The 20,569-nt window shown below is 74.4% G+C and carries 17 protein-coding genes; 8 read left to right on the top strand and 9 right to left on the bottom strand.

Features of this window, described 5'->3' with window-relative positions; all coding sequences use genetic code 11:
• Nucleotides 1-44 precede the first annotated feature (44 nt).
• Genes ACFUVW_RS10150 through ACFUVW_RS10140 form a run of 3 tightly spaced genes read right to left on the bottom strand, consistent with a single transcriptional unit; the run spans nt 45 to nt 3,372 of the window.
• Nucleotides 45-971 (bottom strand): sugar phosphate isomerase/epimerase family protein, encoded by a 927-nt coding sequence (locus ACFUVW_RS10150; RefSeq protein ID WP_430571203.1) that lies wholly within the window; start codon nt 969-971, stop codon nt 45-47.
• Nucleotides 968-2,179 (bottom strand): dihydrodipicolinate synthase family protein, encoded by a 1,212-nt coding sequence (locus ACFUVW_RS10145; protein WP_430571205.1) that lies wholly within the window; start codon nt 2,177-2,179, stop codon nt 968-970. Before ACFUVW_RS10145 ends, ACFUVW_RS10150 begins: the two co-directional genes overlap by 4 nt.
• A gap of 56 nt (nt 2,180-2,235) precedes the next feature.
• Nucleotides 2,236-3,372: a Gfo/Idh/MocA family protein gene (locus tag ACFUVW_RS10140; RefSeq protein WP_430571204.1), complete on the bottom strand. Its 1,137-nt coding sequence runs from the start codon at nt 3,370-3,372 to the stop codon at nt 2,236-2,238.
• 249 nt (nt 3,373-3,621) lie between these two features.
• Here ACFUVW_RS10140 and ACFUVW_RS10135 point away from each other — a divergent pair, with 249 nt between their 5' ends.
• Entirely contained in the window at nt 3,622-4,635 is a 1,014-nt protein-coding gene (locus tag ACFUVW_RS10135; protein WP_430571202.1) for a LacI family DNA-binding transcriptional regulator, read from the top strand.
• Nucleotides 4,636-4,655: 20 nt separating this feature from the next.
• Here the strand turns inward: ACFUVW_RS10135 and ACFUVW_RS10130 are convergent, their stop codons facing one another.
• The 3 genes from ACFUVW_RS10130 to ACFUVW_RS10120 form a co-directional block, all read right to left on the bottom strand.
• The gene (locus tag ACFUVW_RS10130; protein ID WP_430571201.1) at nt 4,656-5,876 is read right to left on the bottom strand and encodes a glycosyltransferase; all 1,221 of its coding nucleotides are present in this window, start codon (nt 5,874-5,876) and stop codon (nt 4,656-4,658) included.
• Nucleotides 5,877-5,993: 117 nt separating this feature from the next.
• Nucleotides 5,994-6,368: a VOC family protein gene (locus ACFUVW_RS10125; RefSeq protein WP_430571200.1), complete on the bottom strand. Its 375-nt coding sequence runs from the start codon at nt 6,366-6,368 to the stop codon at nt 5,994-5,996.
• Between the two features lie 47 nt (nt 6,369-6,415).
• The gene (locus tag ACFUVW_RS10120) at nt 6,416-7,087 is read right to left on the bottom strand and encodes a uridine kinase (protein WP_430571199.1); all 672 of its coding nucleotides are present in this window, start codon (nt 7,085-7,087) and stop codon (nt 6,416-6,418) included.
• Between the two features lie 191 nt (nt 7,088-7,278).
• Here ACFUVW_RS10120 and ACFUVW_RS10115 point away from each other — a divergent pair, with 191 nt between their 5' ends.
• On the top strand, nt 7,279-8,436 hold the full coding sequence (locus ACFUVW_RS10115) for an endo-1,4-beta-xylanase (protein WP_430571198.1): 1,158 nt from the start codon (nt 7,279-7,281) through the stop codon (nt 8,434-8,436).
• A gap of 60 nt (nt 8,437-8,496) precedes the next feature.
• On the opposite strand, the gene ACFUVW_RS10110 is transcribed toward ACFUVW_RS10115, so the two are convergent.
• Genes ACFUVW_RS10110 through ACFUVW_RS10100 form a run of 3 tightly spaced genes read right to left on the bottom strand, consistent with a single transcriptional unit; the run spans nt 8,497 to nt 11,620 of the window.
• Nucleotides 8,497-9,231 carry a lactate utilization protein C gene (locus ACFUVW_RS10110; protein ID WP_430571197.1) on the bottom strand — a complete coding sequence of 245 codons (735 nt, stop codon included), beginning with the start codon at nt 9,229-9,231 and terminating at the stop codon, nt 8,497-8,499.
• Complete coding sequence (locus ACFUVW_RS10105; RefSeq protein WP_430571196.1) at nt 9,228-10,802, bottom strand: LutB/LldF family L-lactate oxidation iron-sulfur protein; 1,575 nt, start codon at nt 10,800-10,802, stop codon at nt 9,228-9,230. Before ACFUVW_RS10105 ends, ACFUVW_RS10110 begins: the two co-directional genes overlap by 4 nt.
• Nucleotides 10,799-11,620 carry a (Fe-S)-binding protein gene (locus ACFUVW_RS10100; protein ID WP_430571195.1) on the bottom strand — a complete coding sequence of 274 codons (822 nt, stop codon included), beginning with the start codon at nt 11,618-11,620 and terminating at the stop codon, nt 10,799-10,801. The genes ACFUVW_RS10105 and ACFUVW_RS10100 overlap by 4 nt, the downstream gene beginning before the upstream one ends.
• Nucleotides 11,621-11,817: 197 nt before the next feature.
• Between ACFUVW_RS10100 and ACFUVW_RS10095 the strand changes: the two genes are divergently transcribed.
• From ACFUVW_RS10095 to ACFUVW_RS10070, 6 genes are all read left to right on the top strand, one after another.
• On the top strand, nt 11,818-12,522 hold the full coding sequence (locus ACFUVW_RS10095; protein ID WP_430571194.1) for a FadR/GntR family transcriptional regulator: 705 nt from the start codon (nt 11,818-11,820) through the stop codon (nt 12,520-12,522).
• Nucleotides 12,523-12,643: 121 nt separating this feature from the next.
• Nucleotides 12,644-13,324, top strand: coding sequence for a SprT-like domain-containing protein (locus ACFUVW_RS10090; protein WP_430571193.1), 681 nt, complete (start codon nt 12,644-12,646; stop codon nt 13,322-13,324).
• 171 nt (nt 13,325-13,495) lie between these two features.
• On the top strand, nt 13,496-15,808 hold the full coding sequence (locus ACFUVW_RS10085; RefSeq protein WP_430571192.1) for a GDSL-type esterase/lipase family protein: 2,313 nt from the start codon (nt 13,496-13,498) through the stop codon (nt 15,806-15,808).
• A complete protein-coding gene (locus tag ACFUVW_RS10080) occupies nt 15,805-17,802 on the top strand; it encodes a rhamnogalacturonan lyase (protein WP_430571191.1) in 1,998 nt (665 codons plus the stop codon). The genes ACFUVW_RS10085 and ACFUVW_RS10080 overlap by 4 nt, the downstream gene beginning before the upstream one ends.
• Before the next feature lie 59 nt (nt 17,803-17,861).
• Complete coding sequence (locus ACFUVW_RS10075; RefSeq protein WP_430571190.1) at nt 17,862-18,908, top strand: beta-ketoacyl-ACP synthase III; 1,047 nt, start codon at nt 17,862-17,864, stop codon at nt 18,906-18,908.
• 207 nt (nt 18,909-19,115) lie between these two features.
• A complete protein-coding gene (locus tag ACFUVW_RS10070; RefSeq protein ID WP_430571189.1) occupies nt 19,116-20,492 on the top strand; it encodes a Gfo/Idh/MocA family protein in 1,377 nt (458 codons plus the stop codon).
• Nucleotides 20,493-20,569: the final 77 nt, after the last annotated feature.

The following is a 20,569-nucleotide window of genomic DNA, read 5'->3' as shown; positions in this document are numbered from 1 at the left end:
GTCGTGCGGCGGGCCGGCGTCGGCGACAGGCCCGCACCGGGGTGTCAAGGCCCGGTGTGCCGGACGGCGTCCTCCAGGTGCGGCAGCACGTGCCGCGCGTACCGCTCGCCGACCGTGCGGGCGGTGACGCGCGGGTCGTCGGCCCAGATCTCCTCGTTGAAGATCTCGGTCTCGACGTCCCCGGCGTAGCCCGCGTCGGCCACCCAGCGCGAGATCGTCGGGAAGTCGACGTACCCGTCGCCCACGTGCCCGCGCGAGTTGAGCGGGTCGGCGGCCAGCGGCAGGTTCCAGTCGCAGACCTGGTAGCCCGCGATCCGGCCCTCGGCCCCGGCCCGGGCGATCGACTCGCGCAGCTGCGGGTCCCACCACACGTGGTAGGTGTCGACGACGACGCCCACGGTCTCGGGGGCGAACGGCGCGGCGAGGTCGAGCGCCTGACCCAGCGTGGAGATCACCGCGCGGTCGGCGGCGAACATCGGGTGCAGCGCCTCGAGCACGATCCGCACGTCGTGCTCGGCCGCGAAGGGAGCGAGCTCGGCGAGCCGGTCCGCCACCCGGGCGCGGGCGGCCACGACGTCGCGGTCGCCCGGGCCGGCGTCGGGCCGCGGGCCCTGGCCGGGCTCGCTGAGGGCGGGCAGGCCGCCGACGACGAACACCAGCTCCCGGGTCCCGACGTCCGCCGTCTCCTCGATGGCGCGCTTGTTGTCGTCGAGCGCGGCGGCGATGCCCGCCGCGTCGGCGGCCGTGAGGAACCCGCCGCGGCACAGGGACGAGACACGCAGGCCGGCGTCGGCCACGATGCGGGCCGCCTTGTCGGCGCCGTGCTCCTGCACCTGGTGGCGCCACAGGCCGACGGCGCCGAGCCCGGCCGCGGCCGCGGCGTCGACCGCCTCGGCCAGGGTGGCGTGCTTGACCGTCGCGGTGTTGAGGGAGCAGCGGCTCAGGTCGGCCCCGACCGGCGCGGCGCTCACGCGGAGACCCCGTTCGTCACCAGCAGGGCGTCGAGGCGGCGCGCGGCCAGCGCCGGGTCGAGCAGCATGCCGCAGCCGTCGGCGAGGCGCGCCAGCTCCACGAGGTGCGCCAGCGAGCGGCCCGACTGCAGCCCGCCCACGAGCTGGAACCCGGCCTGGAAGCCGTTCAGCCAGGACAGGAACGCCACGCCCGTCTTGTAGTAGTACGTGGGCGCCGCGAAGATGTGCCGCCCCAGCTTCTCGGTCGAGGCGAGGATCGCGTGGCCGCGCGCCGCGCCGTCCGGGTCACCGGCAGCCCCGGCGTCGAACGCCTGCAGCGCCGTGGACGCCGCCGGGTAGATCGCCGCGAAGATGCCGAGCAGGGCGTCGGAGTGGCCACGGTCGTCGCCGGCGATCAGCTCGGGGTAGTTGAAGTCGTCGCCGGTGTAGAGGCGCACGGGGGAGCCGTCCAGCGCGGCGAGCGACCGGCGCAGCCCGATCTCGTGCTGCGCGTCGAGCAGCGAGACCTTGACGCCGTCGACCTTGTCCTGGTGGGCCTTGATGAGGTCGAGGAAGGTCGCCGTCGCCGACGCCACGTCCTCGGACCCCCAGTAGCCCGCGAGGGCCGGGTCGAACATCGTGCCCAGCCAGTGCAGGACGACGGGCTTGTCGGCCTCGGCCAGCACCGCGTCGTAGACACGGGCGTAGTCCTCGGGGGAGCGGGCCACCTTCGCCAGCGCGCGCGAGGCCATGACGATGACCTGCGCCCCGGCGTCCTGCACCACGCGCACCTGCTCGCGGTAGGCGTCGGTCACCGCGGCGAGGCCCGCCTCGCCGGGCTCGACGGATGCCGGGTCGAGCTGGTCGGTGCCCGCGCCGCACGCGATGCGCGCGCCGACGGACGCGGCCTCGGCCGACGAGCGCCGGACGAGCTCCTGCGTCGCGGCCCAGTCCAGGCCCATGCCGCGCTGGGCGGTGTCCATGGCGTCGGCGACGCCGAGGCCGAAGCGCCAGATCTCGTGCCGGTAGGCGAGCGTCGCGTCCCAGTCGACGACGGCGGGCGCGCCCGGCACGTTCTCGGCGCCGACCTGCGGCACGACGTGCGCGGCGGCGAACGCGATGCGCGACGTGATCGGCGCGGACGGGGCGTGCCAGGGGCCCGGCGCGTTGAGCTCGCGCACCTCGGTGCCGGTGGCCCGGCCCGCGGCGTCGAACCGGGGCAGGCGCACGGTGACGCCGCTGGGCGCCAGCTCCGGCGTGAGCGCGGGGTCGAGGGTCGGCGCCGTCACAGCGCGATCTCCGGGACGTCGAGGCGGCGGCCCTCGGCCGACGACCGCAGGCCCAGCTCCGCGAGCTGCACGCCGCGCGCGGCGGACAGCAGGTCGAAGCGGTGCGGGCGGCCGGCGACGACGTCGCGCAGGAACTCCTCCCACTGCAGCTTGAAGCCGTTGTCGAGGTCGGCGTTGGCCGGCACCTCGAGCCACTGGTCGCGGAACGGCTCGGTGACGGGCAGGTCCGGGTTCCACACGGGCTTGGGGGTGTGGGCGCGCTGCTGCGCGACGCACTTGCGCAGGCCGGCGACGGCGGAGCCGTGCGTGCCGTCCACCTGGAACTCGACGAGCTCGTCGCGGTACACGCGCACGGCCCAGGAGGAGTTGATCTGCGCCACGACCGGGTCGCCGCCCGGCGTCTCGATCTCGAAGATGCCGTACGCGGCGTCGTCGGCGGTGGCGGCGTACTCCTTGCCCTGCTCGTCCCAGCGCGTGGGGATGTGGGTGGTGGTCTGCGCGTTCACGGTCTTGACCGCACCGAGGATGCCCTCGAGGACGTAGTTCCAGTGGCAGAACATGTCCGTGGTCATGCCGCCGCCGTCCTCCTTGCGGTAGTTCCAGGACGGGCGCTGGGCGGTCTGGTGCTCGCCCTCGAAGACCCAGTAGCCGAACTCGCCGCGCAGCGACAGGATGCGGCCGAAGAAGCCCTCGTCCACGAGGCGGCGGAGCTTGACCAGGCCCGGCAGGTAGAGCTTGTCGTGCACGACGCCTGCGGTGACGCCGGTCTCCTCCCGCAGTCGCGCGAGCTCGACGGCCTCGGCCAGCGTCTCGGCCGTCGGCTTCTCGGTGTAGACGTGCTTGCCGGACTGCATCGCCTTGGCGAGCGTCTTGGCGCGCAGCGATGTCATCGACGCGTCGAACACGATGTCCGTGGCGGGGTCGGCGATGATCCCGTCGAGGTCGGTCGTGTACTCGGTGACGCCGTGCTTGGCGGCGAGCTCGGCGAGCTTGGACTCGTTGCGGCCCACGAGCACGGGCTCCACCTGGACGCGGGTCCCGTCGGACAGCTCGACGCCGCCCTGCTCGCGGATCGGCAGGATCGATCGCACGAGGTGCTGGCGGTAGCCCATGCGGCCCGTGACGCCGTTCATCGCGATGCGCAGGGTGCGCGTGGGTGTGCTCACTCGGGACTCCTTCGTCGTCGGCGACGCCGGAGGGCGTCGCCGGATGGCGGGGTGCGGACCCCGTCGCGACCGCGGCGAGGAATGCGCTTTCCCGCCCACGGTAGGGTGTGTCCGGCGGCACGTCAAGACATGCCGCCGCCGGAGGGCGACGGTGCCGCCGGGGGCAGCGGGCGGTGCACAGCGGTGAGCCCGCCACGGACGGAGCAGGAGGAGCAGGTGGCACGAGCGAGGCTGCAGGACGTCGCCGACCGCGCGGGGGTCTCCCTCGCCACGGCGTCGCGGGTGCTCAACGGGTCGGCGCGGCAGCCGGGGGCCGACCTGGTCGCCCGCGTCAAGGCCGCGGCCGCGGACCTGGGCTACGTCGTGAACGCGCAGGCCCAGGCCCTGGCGCGGGCCCGGTCGGGACTCCTCGGGCTGGTCGTGCAGGACATCTCCGACCCCTACTTCTCCTCCATCGCCGCCGGGGCGCAGGCCGCGGCCCGGGCCAGCGGGCGTCTCGTGCTGCTCGCGTCGACCGGCCGCGACCCCGTGGCCGAGCGCGAGGCCGTCGCCGCGTTCGCCGCCCAGCGCGTGGACGCCGTCGTCGTCGCCGGGACCCGGTGGACCCCCGACGACGACGCCGCCCTCGCGGCCGAGCTCGACGCGTTCGTCGCCGCGGGCGGCCGCTCCGTCATCGTCGGCCAGCCGGTGGGCGACGGCTCCGTGGTGCGCCCGCCCAACGCGACCGGCGCCCGCGCCCTCGCGGAGGCGCTGCTGGCGCAGGGGCAGCGGCGGTTCGTCGTGCTCGGCGGGCCGGCGCGCGTCGTGACGTCGCGCGAGCGCACCGACGCGTTCACCGCCGCCGCGCGCGTCGGCGGCGGCGAGGTGGCGGAGGTGCTGGTCACCGAGTTCTCCCGCGACGGCGGGTATGCGGCCGGCGACGACGTCGCCGAGCTGGTGCGCGAGCGCGCGGGCGAGGAGCCGCTGACGGTCTTCGCCGTCACGGACGTCATGGCGATCGGGCTCATCGCCCGCCTGCGCGAGCTGGGGATCGAGGTGCCGCGCGACGTACGCGTCGCCGGGTTCGACGACGTGCCCACGCTGCGCGACCACGCGCCCGCGCTGTCCACCGTGCGCATCCCGCTCGAGGAGATGGGCAGCCTCGCCGTGCAGGCAGCCGTCGGCGACACCGCGCCCGGTGCCGTCACCGAGGTCGACTTCGAGGTGCAGCTGCGCGACTCGACGCGCTGAGGCGGTCGCGCCGGCGAGGCTCAGGCGGGTGCGAGCGTCAGCCCCAGCCCGCGGTGGGCGCGCTCGACCACGGCCGCGTAGGCCGACAGCATCCGCACGTGGCTGAACCGCGGCCGCGCCGCGACGAGTGCGCCGGCGAGGGAGTCGCGGCGCGCGGCGGCCTCGCGCCACGCCGCGGCGATCTCCGCAGCGTCGAAGCCCGTCACGAGGCCGATGCCGTCCACGATCCGCGCGCTGTCGCCCACCGGCGTGGTGACCGGGACGGCCCCGCACATGGCGCCCTCGATGAGGCACAGCGGCGCCGCCTCGCCGAACGCCGAGGTCAGGGCGACGACGTCGGAGGCCGCGAGCACCTGCTCCATGTCGTGCCGGACGCCGAGCAGGCGGACGCGGCCCAGCAGGTCGGGACGGTCGCCGAACGCCTCGCGCAGGTCGGCCGCGAGGTCCGGGTTGGCGGGGCTCATGCCGGAGCCGCACATCACCACGTGCGCGCCGGCGTCGCTCCCCAGCAGCTCGCGGGCCGCCGCCACGAACAGCCGCGGGTTCTTCATCGCGTCGTACCGCGCCGCGAACGCCACCACCGTCCCGTCGGCGGGCAGGCGGTGCGCCCCGCGGACGGCCAGGCGCCGGGCGGGCCGCGCGGGGCGGAAGCGGGTGAGGTCGACGCCGTTCGGGATCACCCCCAGCAGGTGCGCGGGCACGCCCGCGGCCTCGTAGGCGGCCCGCGTGGACTCAGCGCAGCAGACGACGGCGGCGAGGCGTCCGTCGTCCGCGGCGCGCAGCAGGTGCCCCAGCCCCGAGCCCTGGTGCTCCGGGTCCGAGCGGTGCAGGCAGGCGACCACCGGCCGGTCGGGCAGCGCGTCGGGGTGGGAGAGCAGGCGCAGCGGCTGCTCCTTGAGCGAGAGCACGACGTCGGCGGCGCGCAGCTCCCGGGCCAGGGCCTCCGACTCGGCGTCCGTGAGGACCTCCGGGTCGTGGGCCACCTCCGAGGACCTGCCGAGCGACGCCACCCGCACGCCCGCGGCCGTCAGCTGCGTGTAGCGGCGGTCGTCGGTCAGCCGCTGCAGCACGGCGTCGCGCCGCACCTCGTCGTGGATGCTCAGCACCGTGTGTCGCTGGCGGCCCTGCGCGTGCAGGCCGGCCACGACCGACGAGTGCAGCACGCGGGCCCCGCCGCTGAAGAAGCCCTCGTAGAGGGACAGGACTCGAACCGCTCCCTGCTCGACGTACCGCTGGGCCATGGGGACCACCTCCTGCCCCCAGGGTGGGCGGCGATGGTGTGAGGCGGATGACCGGCGTGTGACATTCTCATGACGCGGCGTGGGCCTGCGATGGGCGGGCCTTGGGCATCGCCGGTGTCAGTCGAGGCAGAACTCGTTGCCCTCGACGTCCTGCATCGTGATGCAGGACTCCTCCTCGCCGTCGGCGTACTGCGTGTACAGGTAGACGGCGCCCAGCGGCTCGAGCCGCGCCTGCTCCGCCCGCAGCGCGGCGAGCCGATCGTCGCCGGTCAGCCCGGTGCCGACGCGGACGTCGAGGTGCACCCGGTTCTTCACGACCTTGCCCTCGGGCACGCGCTGGAAGTACAGCCGCGGGCCCTCGCCGGTGGGGTCCTGCGCGACGCAGTCCACGCCCTCGGGCATGACGTACCCGAGCGCCCCGCACCAGAACCGGGCGACCCGCTCCGGGTCCGCGCAGTCGAAGGTCACCTGGAACTTCCGCACCGTTGCCATGCGCCCACCGTAGGTGGCGGCGGCGCGCCGTCCCAGGGAGATCCGGGTCAGGGGGCGAGGAGCGCGCGGATGTCCCGCTCCGCCTGGGCGGGCGTGACGAGCCGGCAGCCGAGGTCCGTCCACCGGCGCACCAGCGCGGGCTCCGCGCGCAGCAGCCCCCAGCCGCGGCGCACCAGCGTGGGCAACGGCTTGCGCGACTCGGCGACGTCGCGCAGGAAGCGGAACCAGAAGCTCACGACGCGCGGCTGGCTGAGGCAGATCGCGTCGGCGAGGATCCCGTCCGCCCGGCACGCGGCCACGAGCTCCGCGGCGAAGATCCCCTCGGCGACGACGACGGGCGCGTCGCCCGCCTCGAGGACCGTGGCGCCCGTGCGGCGCGAGGTGGGGATGTCGTACACGGGCACGTCCGCGCGGCCGGTGCGCACGACCGCGCGCAGCGCGTCCAGGGCGGCGGCGGAGTCCCAGCTGCGAGGGTCGTCCCAGTCGACGATGCCGTAGCGCATCGGCATCCCCGGGAAGTCGGCGTCGTGGTAGAAGTCGTCGAGGTTCATGACCGGCAGGCCCAGCCGCCGGGTGAGCGCCGTCTTGCCCGACCCCGACGGCCCCGTGAGCAGCACGATCCGCCGGGCGGGGCGGCGGGCGCCGGGCGGCACCTCGAAGAGGGCGTCGGACGTGGCCTCGTGCGAGGTGGCGTCCTCGGGCGTCGCGCTGTCGGTCACGGGCACCTATTGTGCGGCCTCCGCCGTGCGCGGACGATCACGAAGGGTCGCACGGGCCCTCCGTGGCGAGCCCTGCGGACCGTGGCGGCAGCTCTTGCGAAATCGTTATCGACATCGTTACCTTTCACCACGTCGGACCCGTTCGACGGTTCGCCCGAGCCGTGGGAAGACCCGACCGGAGAGGAACAACGATGTCCCATTCCCCCCAGCTCCAGCGTGCGGTCGCGGTCGCGGCCTCGGCCGTCACCGTGCTCGCGCTGACCGCCCCGGCGGCCCAGGCCGCGCGGCCCGATCCCACGCTGCGCTCCGAGGCGCCGCGCGACCTCGAGATCGGCAGCGCCGTGTGGGGCAAGAACGAGCTGCTCGGCTACGACCGCAAGAACCCCACCGAGTTCCAGACGATCCTCGGGGACGAGTTCGGCTCGCTGACCCCCGAGAACGACATGAAGTGGGCCGAGCTCCACCCGGAGCCCGGCGTCTACGACTTCGCCGGCGCGGACGCCGTCGTGGCCTTCGCGAAGGCGAACGGGCAGGAGGTCCGCGGGCACACGCTCCTCTGGCACAGCCAGAACCCCGAGTGGGTGACCGAGGCCAGCACGTCCTGGACCTGCGACGAGGCGCGCGACGTCCTCGAGGACCACGTCCGCACGGTCGTCGGCCGCTACGCCGGCGAGATCTACGAGTGGGACGTGATCAACGAGGTCGTCCAGGACGAGTGGGACGCCGGCGGCGTGAGGCTGCGCACCGAGGCCAACCCGTTCCTCAAGGCGTGCTCGGACGACCCGGTCGGCCTCATCGGCGACGTCTTCCGCTGGGCGCACGAGACGGACCCCGAGGCCGTGCTGTTCATGAACGACTACAACGCCGAGGGCATCAACGCCAAGACCGACTTCTACTACGGGCTGGCGAAGGAGCTGCTCGCCGACGGCGCGCCGCTGCAGGGCTTCGGTGCGCAGGCGCACCTGAGCCTCCAGTACGGGTTCGACGACTCGATGCAGGCGAACTTCGAGCGGTTCGCCGACCTCGGGCTGAAGGTGGCCGTCACCGAGGCCGACGTGCGCATGCCGCTCGGCGACGACGGCGAGCCGACCGCCGACCAGGTCGCCACGCAGGCCGACCGGTACGGCCGGCTGCTCGACGCCTGCCTCGACGTCGCCGCCTGCACGAGCTTCACCGTGTGGGGCTTCGACGACGAGCGGTCGTGGGTGCCCGGCGTCTTCCCCGAGGGCTACGCCACGATCATGACCGGGGACTTCGAGAAGAAGCCGTCGTACTTCGCGCTGCTCGACGGCCTCACCGAGGCCACCCCGGGCACGTCCCCGCGCACGCCGCCCGGCCTCAACAAGTGATCACCACGCGCTGACGACGACGGCGTGCGGACCGGAACGGGTTCGCACGCCGTCGTCGCGTCAGCCGGCGGGTGCGACGAGCAGCACGTGCAGGGTGCGGGGACCGTGCACGCCCTCCACGCGGTCGAGCTCGATGTCCGACGTCGCGCTGGGGCCGGAGATCCAGGTGAGCGGCCGCTCGGGGTGCTCGCCCAGCAGGCGCACCGCCTCCGGCACGGTCTGCACGGCCTGGTCGGCCCGCACCACGCACAGGTGCACGTCGGGCACCAGCGAGATGGCACGGCGGCCCTGGTCGGCCTCGCCGTCGAGCACGATCGTGCCGGTCTCGGAGATCGCGACCCGGGCGGCGGTGACCACGGCGGCCACGGCGTCGAGGTCCGTCGCGGCGAGCGGGTGCACGCGCGAGTCGCGCACGACGTCGACGTCCGCCGGCAGCGCCGCCAGCCATGCGTCGTCCAGCCCGTCAGGGACCACGACCCGCAGCGACCTGTCAGGACCAGGACCATCAGAACCTGCGTGTGGTCCTGACAGGTCGGCGACGAGGGCGGCGATCGTGGCGGGCAGGGCGTCGGCGGCGACCTGGTGCACGTGGGCCTTGTAGTCCACCAGCCGGTCGACGAGCTGTTCCAGCACCTCCGGAGAGCCGACGGCGTGCTCGCCGGCGGCGCGGTAGTCGCGCGGCACGGGCTCCGGGTGCGGTGCGGTGCCGACCTTGCCCGACGGCGTCGTGCCGGAGCCGGTCTGCCCCAGCGCCGCGCGGACCCGCGCCAGGACCTCGGTGCGTGCCTCGCTCATCGGGTGCCCTCCTCGGACTGCTCCGTGGTCTCGTGCTCCGCCTTCCACCACTGCCGGAACGTCTGCCGGGGCGGCGCGGGCAGGTCGCGCGCCCTCGTCCACGCCGACGCGGGCGGCGGAGCGACGGAGATGGCGTGGTCCCGCCCGCCGAGCCCGCTGCCCAGCGTGGCGGCACGGCCGGCGAGGGCGAACCGGTCGCCGTCGGCCATGACCCACGACGCCGCCTTCATCGCCGTCCGCCACGGGTCGACGCCGCGCGACGAGCGGTCGGCGTCCACCTCCCGGGCGCGCAGGTCGACGAGGATCGACGGGATGTCGATCTTCACCGGGCAGACCTCGTAGCAGGCGCCGCACAGCGACGACGCGTAGGGCAGGGAGGCGTTCGGGTCGTGGTGCCCGGACACGCCGCCGGTCGACGCGGTGAGCTGCGGGGTGAGGATGGCCCCGATCGGCCCGGGGTAGACGGAGCCGTAGGCGTGGCCGCCCACCCGCTCGTACACGGGGCACACGTTGAGGCACGCGGAGCAGCGGATGCAGTGCAGCGCGGAGCGGCCCACCTCGTCGGCGAGCACGTCGGTGCGGCCGTTGTCGAGCAGCACCAGGTGGAACTCCTGCGGGCCGTCGCCCGGCGTCACGCCCGTCCACAGGGACGTGTACGGGTTCATCCGCTCGCCGGTCGACGAGCGGGGGAGCAGCTGCAGGAAGACCTCGAGGTCGTCGAAGGTGGGCACGAGCTTCTCGATGCCCATCACCGTCACCAGGGTCTCGGGCAGCGTGAGGCACATCCGCCCGTTGCCCTCGGACTCGACGACGGCGAGCGTGCCCGTGTCCGCGACGGCGAAGTTCGCGCCGCTCACCGCCACCTTGGCGGACAGGAACTTGCGGCGCAGGTGCGCGCGGGCGGCCATCGCGAGCTCGCGCGGCACGTCCGACAGGTCCGGCGGGGCGTCGCCCATGCGGGCGAGGAAGATGTCGCGGATCTCGGACCGGTTGCGGTGGATCGCGGGGACGAGGATGTGCGACGGCATGTCGTCGGCGAGCTGCACGATGAGCTCCGCCAGGTCGGTCTCGATGGCGGCGATGCCCTCGTCGGCCAGCGCCTCGTTGAGCCCGATCTCCTGCGTGGCCATCGACTTGACCTTCACCACCTCGTCGGCGCCCTTGGCCCTCGCGATGTCGGCGACGATCCGGTTCGCCTCCGCCGCGTCGCGCGCCCAGTGCACGACGCCGCCGCGCGCGACGACGTTCTCCTCGAGCTGCTGCAGCAGGTCCGGCAGATGCGCCATGACCTGCTGCTTCACGGCGGACCCGGCGTCGCGCAGCGCCTCCCAGTCGGGTACCTCCCCGACGACGGCGGCCCGCTTGGTGCGGATGACCTGCGTCGCGTGACCGAGGTTGCGGCGCAGCTGGTCGTTCTTCAGGGTCTGCTTCGCGGCGGCGGGGAAGTCGTCGCCCCAGCGCAGGGGCTCCTGCGGGTGGGGGACCGGGCCGAACGGTTCGTCGGCCCGGCGTGCCTCCGCGTCGTCGGGCCGGCGCAGAGTGCGCGGGAGACCGAGGAAGGTGCGGCTCATCGGGCGGCCTCCGTCCGGGTGGCGTCGTCCCGCCCGGGGCGGCTGAACGTCGTCTCCGGCAGGGGGGTCGGCTCCTCGCGGGTGGAGGCGAGCACCTCGGCCAGGTGCAGGGCGTGGATGCCGGTGCCCTGCCGGGACAGCCCGCCGCCGATGTGCATGAGGCAGGACATGTCGCCGGCGGTCAGCACCTCGGCGGCGGTGCCGCGCACGTTCGCCGTCTTGTCCTCGAGCATGGCGGCCGACGTGTCGGCGTTCTTCAGGGCGAACGTGCCGCCGAACCCGCAGCACGAGTCCGCCGCCGGGAGCTCCACGAGGTCGATGGCCTCGACGGCCCGCAGCAGCCGCAGGGGCTTGTCGCCCACGTGCAGCATCCGCAGCGAGTGGCAGGTGGGGTGGTAGGTGACGCGGTGCGGGAACCAGGCGCCGACGTCGGTGAGGCCGAGGACGTCGACGAGCAGCTCGGACAGCTCGTACGTCTTGGCGGACACCGCCTCCGCGGTGGCGGCGAGGTCGTCGAGGCCGGCGCGGCGGCAGACCATCGCCTGCTGGTGACGCACCGACCCGGTGCACGACCCGGACGGCATGACGACGGCGTCCCACTCGCCGTCCGCCACCGGCGCGAACGTCTCCACGTGGTTGCGGATCACCGGGACCGCCTCGCGGAAGTAGCCGGTGTTGACGTGCATCTGCCCGCAGCACGCCTGGTCGGCGGGGAAGACGACCTCGTGACCGAGGCGTTCCAGCAGCCGGACCGTCGCGCGCGGCGCCCCGGGGAACAGGGTGTCGGCGAGGCAGGTGGCGGCGAGGGCGATGCGCATACGACTCCTCTGTGCTTCGTGCGGTCGTGCCCGTCCGGTGCCGGCGCCAGGCCGCCGCGGTGCGGCTGCGGTCAGCCACCGGTCGGCTCGGTCCAGCATGACCCGGGCGGGTCGGCGACGCCACGGCGGCGCCGCCGAGCGGCCACTGTAGCGGATGTGGTCAGACCACTGTGCCACGCGGTGGTTACGCTGAGCCCGTGCGCACCCACGAACGAGTCCTCGCCCACCTTGAGGAGGGCATCGCCGCCGGCCGCTGGGGCCTGGGCGAGCGGCTGCCCGGAGAGCGGGCGCTCGCGGAGGACCTCGGCGTCTCCCGGCCCTCCGTCCGCGAGGCGATCCGCGTGCTCGACGCGCTCGGCATCGTGCGCCCCGGCGTCGGGTCCGGGCCGACCGCGGGCGCCGTCGTCATCGACCGCCCCGCCGCGGGCCTGGGCGCCGCGGTGCGGCTGCACGTGGCCACCGGCACGCTGCCGGTGCGGGACGTCGTCGCGACCCGGGTGCTGCTCGAGTCCTGGGCCGTGGCCCAGGCGGCGGAGCGGGCGACGGACCTCGCGCCCGGCGCGGCCGCCCACCTCGAGGAGGCGCGCCGGCTCCTGGGGCGGATGGAGGACGACGACGTCCCGGCGGCCGAGTTCCTCGAGCTCGACCAGGCGTTCCACCTCGAGTTCGTGCGCATGGCGGGGAACGTGCTGGTCGAGGCCGTGATGACCGGGCTGCGCGGCGCCATCGGCGGGTACGTCGCCGTCGGCATCGAGCGCCTGCCGTCGTGGCCGCGCACCGCCACCCGGCTGCGCGCCGAGCACCGCGCCGTGCTCGACGCCGTCGCCGCCGGCGACGGCGCGGCCGCCGCCGCGGCGGTGAAGGCGCACATCGAGGGGTTCTCCCGGGAGGCCGGCGTCTGACCCGGCCGTTCCCGGCGGCCTGTGGACGACGGTCGTCGGGGTGTCGCCGGTGCCCGCTAGCGTCATGCCGGGCCGCGGGCGGCGGCCGGGCGTGGACGAGCCGGACGGACGGGGGCGAGGCATGGAGCGGGAGGACGCCGCGTCGCTCGCACGCGGGCTGATGGCCGAGCACGGGCTGTCCGGCTGGACGTTCCGGTTCGACCGGGCGCGGCGGCGCGCCGGCCTGTGCCGGTACGACCGTCGCGAGATCAGCCTGTCGGGCCCGCTGGCGGAGCTGTACGACGAGGCGGACGTGCGCGAGGTGGTGCTGCACGAGATCGCGCACGCGCTGGCCGGTGCCCGGCACGGGCACGACGCCGTCTGGCGCGCGACGGCGCGGTCGATCGGCTCCACCGGCCGGCGCGTGGTGCGCGAGGGGACCCCCGAGGTGGAGGGCGACTGGGTGGGCCGCTGCCCGGCCGGGCAACGGGTGACGCGCTTCCGCCGGCCCCAGCGGCCGCAGGCGTGCGCCCGCTGCTCGCCCGTCTTCGACCGCCGCTTCCTGCTGTCGTGGACGTACCGGGGCCGGCCGGTGCCCGAGCTCGGGTCGCCGGCGCCGACGGCCGGGCAGTCCGTCGCCGCACCGGACGCGGCGCGGGTGGACCCGGCGGGCGTCCGCCCGGGGGAGCGGCTGCGCGTGGTCGCTCCGGGCCGGTACGACGGGGTGGTCGGCACGCTGGTGAAGCGGGGGCGCACGCGCTTCCACCTGCGGGTCGGCAGGTCGGTGCTCACGGTCCCGTTCGGGCTCGTGGTGCGTCCCTGACCGGGATCGTGCGGGGTTGTGCTTGCCCAGGTCGCCGGGCATCATGGTCGCGCACCACCTGCTTGAATCCATTCAACCTCGGCGACCGACGACGGCCGCCGAGGGCGGCTCGACGACGAGACCTCGAGGTGAGCACCAGTGCCAGCAGAGAACCGCCCTGCGCGTCCATCGTTGGAAAGCGCTACCCCGTCATCATTCGACCGCCCCGCGACCCGGTGCCCCCGCCGAGCCCTCGCCGCGGGCGCGACGGCCGTCGGCCTGGTCCTCGCGGGCCTGTCCGCCACGACCGCCGCGACGTCCGCCGCGGCCGCCGACCTCCCGGCTCCCACCGCCGTCCGCGTCGCCCACGCCGTCGACGGCGCGCTGTCGATGCGGTGGAACGAGGTGAAGGGCGCCGCAGGCTACGTGCTCTCGCGCAGCGACGCCGTCGACGGCGAGTTCACCGTGGTGGCACGCACCGACGAGCGCACCGTTCACGCGACCGACGCCGTCGACACCACCGCCGTCCACTACTACCGCGCGCAGGCGGTCGGCGCCGACGGCGCCCTGTCCACGCCGTCCGCGGTCGCCGTCGGCACTCTGGTCGGCGACGGCGTCGCCGATCCGGAGATCCCCTCCGGCGGCCTCACGCTCGACTTCGGCAACGGCCCGACGGCGCCGGGAGCGACGCGGATCGTCGCGGGCCCCGCGTACTCGAAGGCGCACCGGGTCGGCTTCGTGGATCCCGACCAGGTGACCCCGGTCCGCCGCGGCGGGGCCGACCCGCTGCGCTCCGACCTGGTCCGCGTCGGCGACACCGAGCTCGTGATCGACCTGCCCGACGGCGACTACACCGTGGGCGTCGTCGCGGGCGACCCGGAGGCCGCCACCGACATCGCGATCACCGTCGAGCAGATGGCCAAGGTCCCCGCCACCGAGAAGCCGGCCGGGGAGTTCCTCGAGACCGAGTTCGACGTCGCGCTGGTCGACGGCCAGCTGAACCTCGACTTCGCGGGAGCGGCCGCGAACCTCGCGGCGATCACCGTGACCCCGCAGGCGCCGCGGGAGGCGGGCGCGGAGCCCACCGTCTTCGTCACCGGCGACTCCACCGTGCAGACCTACACCGACTACTGGGCGCCGCAGGCCGGCTGGGGCCAGATGCTCGACCGGTTCCTCTCGGACGGCGTCACGGTCGACAACCACGCGATCGGCGGCCGGTCGTCGAAGAACTTCATCAGCCAGGGCCGCCTCGACGAGGTGCTGCGCCAGATCCGTCCGGGCGACTACCTGTACGTCCAGTTCGGGCACAACGACAACAGCTACGGCGTCGACGACCGCTACGCCGCCCCGGCCGACTACCGCAACTACCTGCGCACCTACGTCGACGGCGCCCGGCAGCGCGGCGCGACGCCGATCCTCGTGACGCCGGTCTCGCGGCGCAGCTTCGACGCCTCGGGACACGCGAACGTCTCGTTCCCGCAGTACGTCGAGCAGGCGCGGGCCCTCGCGGAGGAGACCGGCACGCCCCTGGTCGACCTGTCGGCCTCCAGCCGCGCCTACCTCGACGAGATCGGGCCCGAGGCCGCGAAGTCGGTGTTCCTGTGGGTGCCGGCGGGCGTGTACCCGGCCCGCCCGGACGGCACGCAGGACGACACGCACTTCCAGGCGTACGGGGCCATCCAGATGGCGCGGCTGGTCGCGCAGGACACGGCACGCCTCGACGTCCCGCTCGCCGACGAGGTGATCCAGGCCGAGCCGCCCGCCGAGGTGCCGGCCGTGCCCACCGGGCTCGCCGCCTCGGCCGTGTCGGGCACGGGCGCCACGCTCACGTGGGACGCGGTCGACGGCGCCGACGTCTACCGCGTGGAGCTCAAGAGCGCCGACGACGACACCTACGCCCTGCGGACCACCTCCACCATCGGGCGGGCCGACCTCACCGGCCTCGAGGCGGGCGCCTCCTACGACGTGCGGGTCGTGGCCGTGAACGGCCGCGGCGACTCCGCGCCGTCGGAGGCGCTGCGGCTGACCACCAAGGAGCCGCTCTACCGGTTCGACGTGCAGCCCGCGGGCGCCGTGACCATGGACGGCCACCTGCCGCTCGACGACACGACGTTGTACGCGAACGGCCGGGGGTACGGCTTCACCTCGGCGACCGGCCCGGGCGGGCGCGACCGCGGCACGGGCTTCGACCCCGTCCCGACCGCGCTGCAGCGCGACTTCCTGCTGCCGTCGGCGAGCACGCCGATCGCCGTCGACGTCGCGGACGGCACCTACGTCGTCGCGGTCGAGTGGGGCGACATGCTCGGCACCGCCAGCCTCGCCGTGACGCTCGAGGGCGAGGACCGCGGCTCGGTGAACGCCGGGCGCGGTGGCACCTCGACGCGCGTGCTCGCGCCGGTCGAGGTGACGGACGGGCGGCTCGACGTCGTCGCCGCGGGCTGGCTCAACGGACTGACCATCACGCGCCTCGACGACGAGGCCACCACCACCGGAGGGAACCGATGACGACAACCCTGCACCGCCGCGCGCTGCGCCCGCTGGCCGCGGGCGCGCTGACCCTCGGGCTCGTGCTGCCCGTGGTCTGCACGGCCTCGGCCGCGCCTGCTCCGGACGACGCCGCGGCGACGGCGTCCAGCACGTCCACACCGCAGCGGCAGGCGGAGCGGATCGACCGCTCACCTGTCGCGGTGTCCACCGAGGACGGCGTGTACGTCGGCTGGCGCATGCTCGGCGACGACCCGGAGGCCGTCGGCTTCCACGTCTACCGCGACGGCGAGCGGATCACCGACCGGCCGGTCACGGGCTCGACCAACCTCGTCGACCCGGACGGCACCGCCGAGGCGACGTACCGCGTGAGCGAGGTCAAGGGCGGCAGCCGGGTCGAGCGGTGGGCGACCGACGCGTTCACGGTCTGGGACCGGCAGACCCTCGACGTGCCGCTCGACAAGCCCGCCGACGGCACGACGCCCGACGGCAAGGCGTACTCCTACCGCGCGAACGACGCGTCCGTGGGCGACGTCGACGGCGACGGGGAGTACGAGCTCGTGCTCAAGTGGGACCCGACCAACTCGCAGGACAACTCCAAGGGCGGCTACACGGGGAACGTCTACCTCGACGCGTACGAGCTGGACGGGACGAGGCTGTGGCGCGTCGACCTGGGCCGGAACATCCGGGCCGGTGCCCACTACACCCAGTTCCAGGTCTTCGACTACGACGGCGACGGCCGGGCCGAGGTCATGGCCAAGACCGCCGACGGCACGGTCGACGGGGTGGGCACGGTGATCGGCGACGCCGAAGCCGACCACCGCAACGCGAGCGGCTACGTGCTCTCCGGGCCGGAGTTCCTCACGGTCTTCGACGGCGCGACCGGCGCCGCCGTCGACACGGTCGACTACACGCCGCCGCGCGGCACGGTCACGGACTGGGGCGACGGGTACGGCAACCGCGTCGACCGCTTCCTCGCCGGGACCGCGTACCTCGACGGCGAGCACCCGAGCGCGATCTTCTCGCGCGGGTACTACACCCGGGCCGTGGTCGCGGCCTACGACTTCGACGGCGAGCAGCTCACGCAGCGCTGGGTGTTCGACTCGAAGGTCGAGGGCAAGGAGTACGAGGGCCAGGGCAACCACAACCTCTCCGTGGCCGATGTCGACGGCGACGCCAAGGACGAGATCGTCTTCGGCTCCATGACGATCGACGACGACGGCTCCGCCCTCTCCAACACGCGGCTCGGGCACGGCGACTCCCTGCACGTGGGGGACCTCGACCCGTCCCGGCCCGGGCTGGAGGTGTTCGCGGCCCACGAGTCGATGAGCGCCTCCGGGAACCGCGGGGCGACCTTCCGCGACGCGGCGACCGGCGAGGTGCTGTGGTCGATCCCTGCCACCCGCGACACCGGCCGGGCCGCCGCGGGCGACATCGACCCGCGGTACGCGGGCGCCGAGGGCTGGGCCGTGGGCGGCGACGCCGCGTGGAACTCCCGCGTGGGCGAGCTGCACGCCGCGTCCGGCGAGCTGATCGGGAACACCATCCCCGCCGCCAACTTCCTCACGTACTGGGACGGCGACCTGCTCGCGGAGATCGGCGACCACGAGTTCGACGACGGCCCCCGCACCGGCGTGCCCACCATCTCGAAGTGGGACTACGAGAAGGGTGAGCAGGTGGAGCTCTACCGCGCGACCGGCACGCTGTCGAACAACGACACCAAGGGCAACCCGGCCCTCCAGGCGGACCTGTTCGGCGACTGGCGCGAGGAGATCGTCACCCGCACCGAGGACTCCACGGCGCTGCGGATCGCCACCACGGTGATCCCGACCGAGCACCGGCTGCGCACCCTCATGTCCGACCCGGTCTACCGGCTCGGCGTGGCGTGGCAGAACACCGCCTACAACCAGCCGCCGCACACGTCGTACTTCCTCGGCGAGGGGATGACGACGCCCCCCGCCCCGGCGCTGGCGTACACGACGCCGGCCCGACCGGGGGAGAAGGTCGGCCGCTGACCCGCCCGCCCCGCGAGCACGGGTGAGACCGGGGCGGGTGCGGTGGGATGATCGCTCCCATGAGTGAGTCCACCGCACCCGCCCTGACGCTGCCGGCGGGCGCCGCCGGGTCCCGCATCGTCGGCCTCGGGCACCACCAGCCCGAGAGGGTCATGACCAACGACGACATCGCGAAGCTCGTCGAGACCAACGACGAGTGGATCCGCTCGCGGACCGGCATCGTCACCCGGCACGTCGCGGCGGACCACGTCACCGTCGCGGACATGGCGACGGAGGCCGCCCGGCACGCGCTCGACGACGCCGGTGTCGCGGCCGGGGACGTCGACCTCGTGGTCGTCGCGACCACGACGGCGTTCGACCGGTCGCCCAACACCGCGGGCCGCGTCGCCTACGCCCTGCGCACCGGCGTCCAGCCCGGGGCGAGCACCCCCGAGGGCGAGGAGGAGCCCGACCTGCGCAACGTCGTCGGGCCCGGCGTCGTCGACCTCAACACGGCGTGCTCCGGCTTCGCCTACGCCGTGGGCGTCGCCGACCAGGCGATCCGAGCCGGGTCCGCGCGCACCGCCGTCGTGATCGGCTCGGAGAAGCTCACCGCCGTGACCGACTGGTCCGACCGCAGCAGCTGCATCCTCACCGCCGACGGCGCGGGCGCAGTCGTGCTGCAGGCCGCCGACACCCCCGCCGTCGGGCCCGTCGTGTGGGGCTCGGAGCCCGAGCTGACCCCCGCCGTGGTGATCGAGGCGCCGCAGGAGAAGTTCGCCCAGGACGGCCGCGCCGTCTTCAAGTGGGCCATCACCCGCGCCGCCGACCGCGCGCGCCGCGTGGTCGAGGCGTCCGGCCTCTCGCTGGACGACATCGGCGTGCTGGTGGCTCACCAGGCCAACCTGCGGATCATCGAGCCGCTCGCCAAGGGCCTGGGCCTCGAGGACCGCATCGTCGTCACCGACATCACCGAGTCCGGCAACACCTCCGCCGCGTCCATCCCGATGGGTCTGTCCAAGTGGTGGCACTCCGGGAAGGTCCCCGCGGAGACGCCGGCACTGCTCTTCGGCTTCGGCGGCGGCTTCACCTGGGCCGGCCAGGTCGTCATCACCCCGTCGAGGTAGTACGGCCCGCGCCGAGGTAGTTCCAACCGTGCCGAGGTAGTTCGAACCGTGCCGAGGTAGTGGTCTGGTCCACTACCTCGGCGCGGAGCGAACTACCTCGCGAGGGTGGGGCCGAGCACGGGACTCGGGTAGGCTGTCGGAAACCGCTTACCCGCTCGGTTCCATCGACCCCCGCCGCCGTCGCGGCGAAACCCAAGGAGATCGACGATGCCCTCCGTCCCCAGCCCCTCCGGCAGCCCCGCCGGCGCCGAGCGCCGACGCTACGCCGTCGCCGGTGCCGGCCACCGCGCCGGTATGTACGTCAACGCGCTGATCGGGGACCACGCCGACGACGGCGAGATCGTCGCGTGGGTGGAGCCCAACCCCGTGCGCGCGGCCGTGCACGAGGCGAAGGTCGCCGCCGCCGTCGGCGGCGAGCGCCCCGTCTACCACCCCGACCACCTCGAGAAGGCCCTCGACGAGCAGCGGGTCGACCGGCTCATCGTCACGTCGGTCGACAACACGCACGCGGACCTCGTGTCCCGGGCGCTGCGCGCGGGCGTCGACGTCGTCGTCGAGAAGCCGATCGCGGCCACCGAGGCCGAGGCACGGCAGATCGCGGACGCCGTCGCCGAGACGGGCCGCGACCTCACCATGACGTTCAACTACCGCTACTCGCCGCGGAACTCCGCGCTGCGCGAGGTCATCGCGTCCGGCGAGATCGGGCAGGTGCTGAGCGTCCACTTCGACTGGGCCCTCGACACCGTGCACGGCGCGGACTACTTCCGCCGCTGGCACCGCGAGAAGGTCAACAACGGCGGCCTGCTGGTGCACAAGTCCAGCCACCACTTCGACCTGGTCAACTGGTGGATCGACGCCGTCCCGCAGCGCGTCTTCGCCAGCGGCGGCCGCCGGTTCTACGGCGACGACGCGGCGCACGCGAGCGGCTACGAGCCCACCGCGGGGGAACGGGCGCTCAACGAGCAGGGCGTGGACCCGTGGCGCATCGACGTCGACGCCGACCCCTACCTCTCCGAGCTGTACGGTGCCGAGGCGCAGGCCGTCGACGGCTACCGCCGCGACCGCAGCGTCTTCGACGCGGGCATCACCACCGAGGACACGCTCGGGCTCGTCGTGGAGTACGCCGGCGGCCCGGTGCTCACCTACTCGCTCACGGCCAGCGCGCCGTGGGAGGGGTACCGCGTCGTCGTCAACGGCTCGCGCGGGCGCGCCGAGCTCGAGGTGGTCGAGCGCGGGTCCGTCGTCTTCGGCGCCGACGGCAAGGCGACCGTCGACCCGAGCTTCACCGCGACGTTCGGCGAGGACACGGTGCGCCCGGAGGGGGAGCGCCTCGTCGTGCAGAAGCACTGGGAGCGCGCCGAGGAGCGGCCGATCGTCGGCGTCGGGCACGGCGGGCACGGCGGCGGCGACGCCCTGCTGCTGGCCGACGTGTTCCGCGGCCGCACCGAGGCCGACCCGCTGGGCCGCGCCGCCGGCTTCCGCGACGGCTTGCGCGCGTCGGGCATCGGCTACGCCGGCAACCGCTCGTTGGCCACCTGCGACCCGGTGCGCCTCGACGACCTGGGCCTCGGCGTCGACCTCTGAGTGCCGAGATAGAGAACCCCTGAGCGCGAGATAGAGAGGCCCGGACGGGGCGCCCGCTGGCGCGGCCCGTCCGAGCC

Origin of the sequence: Isoptericola sp. NPDC057391 (assembly GCF_042668085.1) — a bacterium.
Lineage (GTDB): Bacteria > Actinomycetota > Actinomycetes > Actinomycetales > Cellulomonadaceae > Isoptericola.
The sequence above is the reverse complement of the archived record's forward strand: the minus strand, read 5'-3'. Positions and strand labels throughout refer to the sequence as shown.

What these genes read in the sequence shown, in the direction of transcription:
- ACFUVW_RS10140 (WP_430571204.1), bottom strand. Translation starts at nt 3,372, where the DNA reads ATGAACGGCGTCACGGGCCGCATGGGCTACCGCCAGCACCTCGTGCGA.
- ACFUVW_RS10130 (WP_430571201.1), bottom strand. Translation starts at nt 5,876, where the DNA reads ATGGCCCAGCGGTACGTCGAGCAGGGAGCGGTTCGAGTCCTGTCCCTC.
- ACFUVW_RS10125 (WP_430571200.1), bottom strand. Translation starts at nt 6,368, where the DNA reads ATGGCAACGGTGCGGAAGTTCCAGGTGACCTTCGACTGCGCGGACCCG.
- ACFUVW_RS10115 (WP_430571198.1), top strand. Translation starts at nt 7,279, where the DNA reads ATGTCCCATTCCCCCCAGCTCCAGCGTGCGGTCGCGGTCGCGGCCTCG.
- ACFUVW_RS10110 (WP_430571197.1), bottom strand. Translation starts at nt 9,231, where the DNA reads ATGAGCGAGGCACGCACCGAGGTCCTGGCGCGGGTCCGCGCGGCGCTG.
- ACFUVW_RS10105 (WP_430571196.1), bottom strand. Translation starts at nt 10,802, where the DNA reads ATGAGCCGCACCTTCCTCGGTCTCCCGCGCACTCTGCGCCGGCCCGAC.
- ACFUVW_RS10100 (WP_430571195.1), bottom strand. Translation starts at nt 11,620, where the DNA reads ATGCGCATCGCCCTCGCCGCCACCTGCCTCGCCGACACCCTGTTCCCC.
- ACFUVW_RS10090 (WP_430571193.1), top strand. Translation starts at nt 12,644, where the DNA reads ATGGAGCGGGAGGACGCCGCGTCGCTCGCACGCGGGCTGATGGCCGAG.
- ACFUVW_RS10080 (WP_430571191.1), top strand. Translation starts at nt 15,805, where the DNA reads ATGACGACAACCCTGCACCGCCGCGCGCTGCGCCCGCTGGCCGCGGGC.
- ACFUVW_RS10075 (WP_430571190.1), top strand. Translation starts at nt 17,862, where the DNA reads ATGAGTGAGTCCACCGCACCCGCCCTGACGCTGCCGGCGGGCGCCGCC.
- ACFUVW_RS10070 (WP_430571189.1), top strand. Translation starts at nt 19,116, where the DNA reads ATGCCCTCCGTCCCCAGCCCCTCCGGCAGCCCCGCCGGCGCCGAGCGC.